Here is a 6,000-nt window from a genome sequence, read left to right on the forward strand (position 1 = left end):
ATAAAGGGGAAGGGGAAAACCGGCACCAAATTCTGGCGGCCAGCCCAACAACGGCGCGGGTTGCGGGGGAATGCAAGGGGTCATAAAGGCGCAGGAAGGATGTGCATGGGAATGCGCAAAGAACGGGCAAAACCTGCACTGTTGCGTTGCTTATTTGTGCATAAATTGCGCGGCATTTAAACGGATTTAAAAGGCGGGTGAAGCGGCTGTTAAGGCCACTTTTGTTGTGCCCGCTTTAGCAGCAACCGCCCGATAGGTTTTTTCGAGTTGTTCATCGCTTAGGGTTGTGAGACTGGCGGTAGCGAAGTTCTTTTGCAGGTAAGCCAACAACCAGGAATCCGGCCCCTGCTCTCGTGTGTTGAGTTTGATGCGCGCGTAGCGGCGGTTAGGCCAATCCTTCTTCCCCTTTTTCAGCGCTGACGGCATTGAATTGCGCCGCCCTATCCAAAGCTGGACGTGGTCTATATCGGCACCATCCTGCACTACGACAGCGTCCTTGCGCGCACCCTCAACAACAAGGCGTGGACGACGGCGCGCTTTAAGGCGCTGCTCAAACCACCAAGCGACATGGTGCTGTGGGACGAATGGGAAAGCCTCTACCTCGGCAGCGGCGAGGCCGCCGCCGACCGCTTTTATTACGAGCACCGCACCGCGATGGATGCCGGCGCAGTGGTGAGCTGGGCGGCGCGACCGCTCTTGGCACTGATGAAAATTCGCGCCCGCGACGAGCATGCCACCTTCGACAGTGAATACCAAAACGACCCGGTCAGCGGCGAGGATGCGCCTTTTGCCCATGTCATCCAGTTTTGGGGAGAGCTGCCGCGCGACCTCGTCTATTTCGGCGCGGTGGACCCCTCTTTGGGCAGGGCGGGCGCAGCGCGCGACCCGTCCGCCATCCTTGTCGGCGGTTACGAGTGCCAGAGCGGCATCCTCTCTTTGGGCAGGGCGGGTGCAGCGCGCGATCCGTCCGCCATCCTCGTTGGCGGCTACGAGCGCAAGAGCGGCACGCTCTACGTTGTCGAGGCGCAAATCAAAAAACGTCTGCCCGACCGCATCATCAGCGACGTCATTGCCCTGCACCAGCGCTACCGCTGTCTGGTGTGGTTTGTCGAGGCGGTGCAATTCCAGGAATTTTTGCGGACGGAGCTTATCCGCCGCAGCGCGGCGCAGGGCATCCCTGTCCCCGCGCGCGCGGTCAGCCCGCACAGCGACAAGATGCTGCGCATCGAGTCCTTGCAGCCGCATATGGCGAACGGCCTCATCCGCCTGCACAGCGAACAGGCGACGCTCATCAGCCAGCTGCGCCATTTCCCGAAAGCCGACCACGACGACGGCCCCGATGCCCTGCATATGCTGTGGGCGGGGGCGGTGGCGCATGGCGGGCAGCAGGTGGGTTACACGGCGGTGCCGCGTCATAGCGACGCGGCACGTTTTGGCGACGGCGCATGGTAGGAGGAGACAATGCAACACTGGTTTAAGGCGGCATTAAGCGCCGTGCAACAACGCATTAAAGCCCCAAAAGGCACACAGAGCGCAGCGCTGGCAGCGCGGCTCGGCACCACGTTTGACCATCCCGGACGCGGGCTGACGCCGCTGAAACTGCACGACATCCTCGAATCCGCCGAGGACGGCGACATCACCGCGCAAGCGGAGCTTTTTGCCGATGTCGAGGAAAAAGACGGCCATATTTTTGCGGAGATGAGCAAGCGCAAGCGGGCGCTGATTGGCCTACCGTGGCAGGTATTGCCGCCGGTGGATGCCACGGCGGCGGAGCAGGTACTCGCCGAGGAGGTCAAGCGCTGGCTGTACGGGCTGGATGATTTTGAGGCGCTGCTCTTTGACTTGCTTGACGCGCTCGGCCACGGCTTTGCCGCCTGCGAAATCGCCTGGCAACAGCGCGATAGGCTATGGCTGCCCGCCACCTTTACGCATCGCCCGCAGGGCTGGTTTCAGCTGCGCAAAAACGTGCTACGGCTGCGGGCGGTGGACGGCGACCCCGAAGGGGAGGAGCTATGGCCTTGCGGCTGGATTGTGCATCGCGCCCAGGCGCGCAGCGGTATCACCGCGCGCGGCGGCTTGATGCGGTCATTAGTGTGGCCGTATCTCTTCAAAAATTACTCGGTGCGCGACTTGGCGGAATTTTTGGAAATCTACGGCTTGCCGGTGCGCATCGGTAAATACAGCGCCGGTGCCACCGAGGAGGACAAAAAGACCCTGCTGCGCGCCGTGGTCGGCATCGGTCACAACGCCGCCGGCATCATCCCCGAGGGCATGGCGCTGGAGCTGCTCAACGCCGCCGACGGCAACGGTGACGCGTACATGACCATGATTAGCTGGTGTGAGAAAACAGCGAGCAAAATCATCCTCGGCGGCACCCTGACCAGCCAGGCCGACGGTAAAAGCAGCACCAACGCCCTTGGCAACGTCCATAACGAGGTGCGGCACGACCTGCTCGCCAGCGATGCCCGTCAACTGGCGGCAACACTGACACGGCAGTTGATTGCGCCGCTGGTACTGCTCAACCGTGGTGGCATTGATCCGGCGCGGATGCCGTACTTTGAATTTGACTTGTCGCAACCCGAAGACCTCGCTATCTACGCCGACGCTCTGCCAAAACTGGTCGGCATCGGCATGCAGATTCCCGCCGCCTGGGCGCGCGAAAAGCTCGCCATTCCGGCGGCGGTGGAGGGCGAGGCCGTGTTGCACCTGCCCGACAATAACGCCACACCCGCGCCACTCGCTGCCGCTGCCGGTTTTGCCGGCGCGGGATGTCCTTGTTGCGCGCCACGGCAGGCGGCCCTCTCGGTCACGCCGGCCAATGCCAGCGGGCAACAACTGCTAGAAGCAATACTTGATCGCGACGCCGCGCATAATCCGCTTAACGAGGGCGGCGAGGCGCTGGCGAAACATCTCGGCAAGCTGCTGCAACAGGGCGTGAGCCTTGATGCGCTCGCCACCGACGTGCGCGCGGCTTATCCCGACTGGGATGGGGCGCAGATGCAGCAGGTATTGGCGCGCGCCCTCTTTGTCGCCAATCTGTGGGGGCAAATCCATGCCCGCGCCTGACCTCGGTTTCGCCCTCGGGCTGCCGCCGGAGCGCGCCGTCCGCTATTTTGAGAGTCTCGGCTACGCCACCCCCGCCAACTGGCGCGAGGCGCAAATCGCTGCCGAGCAGCAGGCGTTTTTTATCACGGGTCTCTACCGCGAGGACGTGGTAGAGGAACTGCGCACCTCGCTGCAAGAAGCCATCAATCAGGGCAAATCGCAGCGTGAGTGGCGCGAGGATGTCGGCGGCCGCATGGCGCAACACGGCTGGCTGCTTGATGACGGCCTGATGGTGGACAGCAAGACCGGCGAGCAACTGGCGGTGCGCTTTGGTGAGCACCGTCTTAACACCATCTACCGCACCAACGTCAAAAATGCCTTTGCCGCCGGACGCTGGCAGGAAATCACGCGCGTACAAAAGGCCATGCCCTACCTTGAGTACACGGCGGTGATGGATGACCGTACCCGCGACGAACACGCGGCACTGGATGGGCATATTTACCCCATTGACGACCCGTTTTGGCAAACGTTTTATCCTCCCAATGGCTTTAATTGCCGCTGTAATGTCATCCAGCACAGCGCGCGCGACCTCGAAGCGATGGGTCGTGTTGCCGAGAGCAGCGAGGGGCAGTGGGAGGACGTAGAGCAGCTGGTCGGACGCGATGGCGACACCGTGACCACGCGCGGCCTGAAAATGCCCAACGGGCAGGTCATCAGCGCCGATGTCGGCTTTGACCGCAATGTCGGTGCCAACTACCTCGACCGTTTGCAGCAGATTGCCGCCGAAAAACATGGCACGGCCTTTGCCGAACGGCTAGCCATGCAAAGCCGCTTCGCGAGCAGTGACAGCATCATCCACGAAGGCGAGCAGCTATATACACGTTACAAAGAGGTGATGGACGAGTACATTGCCAAAAAGGAGCCGCACCTCGGCATCCTCGAAATCATGAAACGCGAGGGCGTCGCTACCGGCGGCGAAGTGGCGGCGTACAGCAGCGACGCCAGAACAGCGGCGGAACTGGTGGAGAGTTTGCAACGCTATCCCAAAGCATGGGTGGACGCTTCCAACAAAATGGGGCGGGTGCTGGTGGAAGACGGCATCCATCGCGCCTGGCACCTGACGCCGGATGACGCCGCTGCCTTTATCGCTGCGATGCGCAAGAAAAACCTGCCCCTATGGGACGATAAGGAATATGAACAATTCCGCTGGGCGTGCAAAGGCAGAAATCCCGCTTTCCAACAGGGCGACGGCCTGATCAAGAACAATCTGAGCTTTGGCAGCAAACGCCGCATCATCTCCACCCACGTTCACGAATTTGCCCATCGCTTGCAGCAGGTTATGCCGGAGATGGACAGCTATTTTTCCCGTCTGTGGCGGGAACGTACCGCCGGTGAGGCGGTACAAAGCATGAACGCCATGACCGGCAACAGGCAATACGAAGACCACGAACGGGGCAAGCGGGATGATTTTCCCGACCCCTACTATGGCAGAATGTACGGCGACGAAGATGACCCGCAGCCGCGCGAGATGATGAGCATGATTTTTGAGGCGCTGCTCGGCAGCGACCCGGGTAAATTCGCCGGGCTCGTGGCCAAGCCGGATTTTTTGCATTTTGGCTTGGCGCTACTGGTGAGGTACACCCCATGAAAAAAAGCAAAACCATCATTGACGAATTTACCCTGAGCAGGGACGGCATGCCCATCGGCACCGTGCGCTGGACGCGGTTGGTGTTTTTCTGGCCGCGTCTCGGTTTTGTCGAGGGTCGTTTCGAGGGTGACGCGCAGACCGTCGCTCTGGTCGAGGCCGCCGCCGCCCGCGCGATTGCCGACGGCATTGATAATGGTGCCCTGCCACCTGAGACAGGGGCGCCGGTGACACATCCGGAACTCTACGATAACGACCTGCTCGCCGCTCTGCTCTATGCGGGCTATGACATCCTGCCGGATGACCACGAGATTATGATCCGGATTCGCGGCATCCCCAATCCACCACCAGGGATGACGTACTGATGGCCGAACTCGACATCCGCGTTAACCTCGACCCCCTCACCAATCTGCTCAACCGTATCGAGGGTACGCTCACACATCCCGACGACCTCACCGCCTTGCTTGCCGCACGGATGCAGCGCGCGGTGATGCTCAATTTCCGCGCCGGTGGCCGCCCCGCCTGGGCGGGGCTGATAGCACGACGCGGCAGGCCGCTGCTCGATACCGGGCGGCTGCGCGACAGTATTACCGCAGAAAGCGACAGCAAGCAGGCGGTGGTCGGCTCCAGCCTCAGTTACGCCCCCTATCACCAATTTGGCACCGCGCCGCACGCCATCACCGCCCGCCGCGCCAAGGCACTGGCTTTCAAGGTCGGCAACCGCACCATCTACCGCAAGAGCGTCAACCACCCCGGCATCCCCGCCCGTCCCTTTTTGCAGCTGACTGACGAGGATGTGGCCGAGATGATTCGTCTCGCGGGGGATTATCTGGCGGGGGTGTGAAGACAGGATGCGGCGGAAAAATGTTAGGCTGGACAACCCCTTTATCAACCAGGCAACCCGCTATGAATGAAACCCCTTATGCGCACTGCGACAGCTGCGCGACGCGCTGCGCCCGGTGGATCTGCGCGCCGATAACCTGCTGCTACGCAACCAGACACTCAATCCACGCCGGGTGGGGCAGGCACTGCACGAACTGGCGTGACCGCGTCTCTTCGAGCAGGTGATGCGCTACCCGGCCTTTGTCCATAATGCCCTGATTGAGGTGCTGCATGAGCGACTTGGCGAACAGCGATAAAGACAGCCACAACGGGGCGGTACCGGATGATTCCGTCATCAGTCAGGTGCAGGTCATCATTGCTCAGTCCACGCATGCCCATTACACCAATCGCCCCGATCTGGTCTTGGGTGGTGGCCTGAAAAGTATGCCGGACTGGACAAAGCCATAGTTGATGTCGTGAAAAACCGG

General features: G+C 61.3%; 6 protein-coding genes and 1 pseudogene. 5 read left to right on the forward strand and 2 right to left on the reverse strand.

The window, feature by feature from the left end; all coding sequences use genetic code 11:
• Positions 1–186 precede the first annotated feature (186 nt).
• On the reverse strand, positions 187–426 hold the full coding sequence (locus tag Q0562_RS11910) for a hypothetical protein (RefSeq protein ID WP_298644637.1): 240 nt from the start codon (positions 424–426) through the stop codon (positions 187–189).
• A gap of 21 nt (positions 427–447) precedes the next feature.
• Here Q0562_RS11910 and terL point away from each other — a divergent pair.
• The 5 genes and pseudogenes from terL to Q0562_RS11935 all read left to right on the forward strand — a co-directional run.
• Positions 448–1,452 (forward strand): annotated as a pseudogene (terL, locus tag Q0562_RS11915) (phage terminase large subunit); the annotation flags it as partial.
• A gap of 9 nt (positions 1,453–1,461) precedes the next feature.
• The gene (locus Q0562_RS11920) at positions 1,462–3,066 is read left to right on the forward strand and encodes a DUF935 family protein (RefSeq protein WP_298644641.1); all 1,605 of its coding nucleotides are present in this window, start codon (positions 1,462–1,464) and stop codon (positions 3,064–3,066) included.
• Positions 3,053–4,693, forward strand: coding sequence for a phage minor head protein (locus tag Q0562_RS11925; protein WP_298644643.1), 1,641 nt, complete (start codon positions 3,053–3,055; stop codon positions 4,691–4,693). The genes Q0562_RS11920 and Q0562_RS11925 overlap by 14 nt, the downstream gene beginning before the upstream one ends.
• The gene (locus Q0562_RS11930) at positions 4,690–5,055 is read left to right on the forward strand and encodes a hypothetical protein (RefSeq protein WP_006984839.1); all 366 of its coding nucleotides are present in this window, start codon (positions 4,690–4,692) and stop codon (positions 5,053–5,055) included. The genes Q0562_RS11925 and Q0562_RS11930 overlap by 4 nt, the downstream gene beginning before the upstream one ends.
• Positions 5,055–5,534 (forward strand): phage virion morphogenesis protein, encoded by a 480-nt coding sequence (locus tag Q0562_RS11935; RefSeq protein ID WP_298644645.1) that lies wholly within the window; start codon positions 5,055–5,057, stop codon positions 5,532–5,534. Before Q0562_RS11930 ends, Q0562_RS11935 begins: the two co-directional genes overlap by 1 nt.
• 142 nt (positions 5,535–5,676) lie before the next feature.
• Here Q0562_RS11935 and Q0562_RS11940 read toward each other — a convergent pair whose 3' ends face one another.
• A complete protein-coding gene (locus Q0562_RS11940; protein ID WP_298644647.1) occupies positions 5,677–5,868 on the reverse strand; it encodes a hypothetical protein in 192 nt (63 codons plus the stop codon).
• Positions 5,869–6,000 lie beyond the last annotated feature (132 nt).

This window comes from uncultured Cardiobacterium sp. (assembly GCF_938028825.1).
Lineage (GTDB): Bacteria > Pseudomonadota > Gammaproteobacteria > Cardiobacteriales > Cardiobacteriaceae > Cardiobacterium.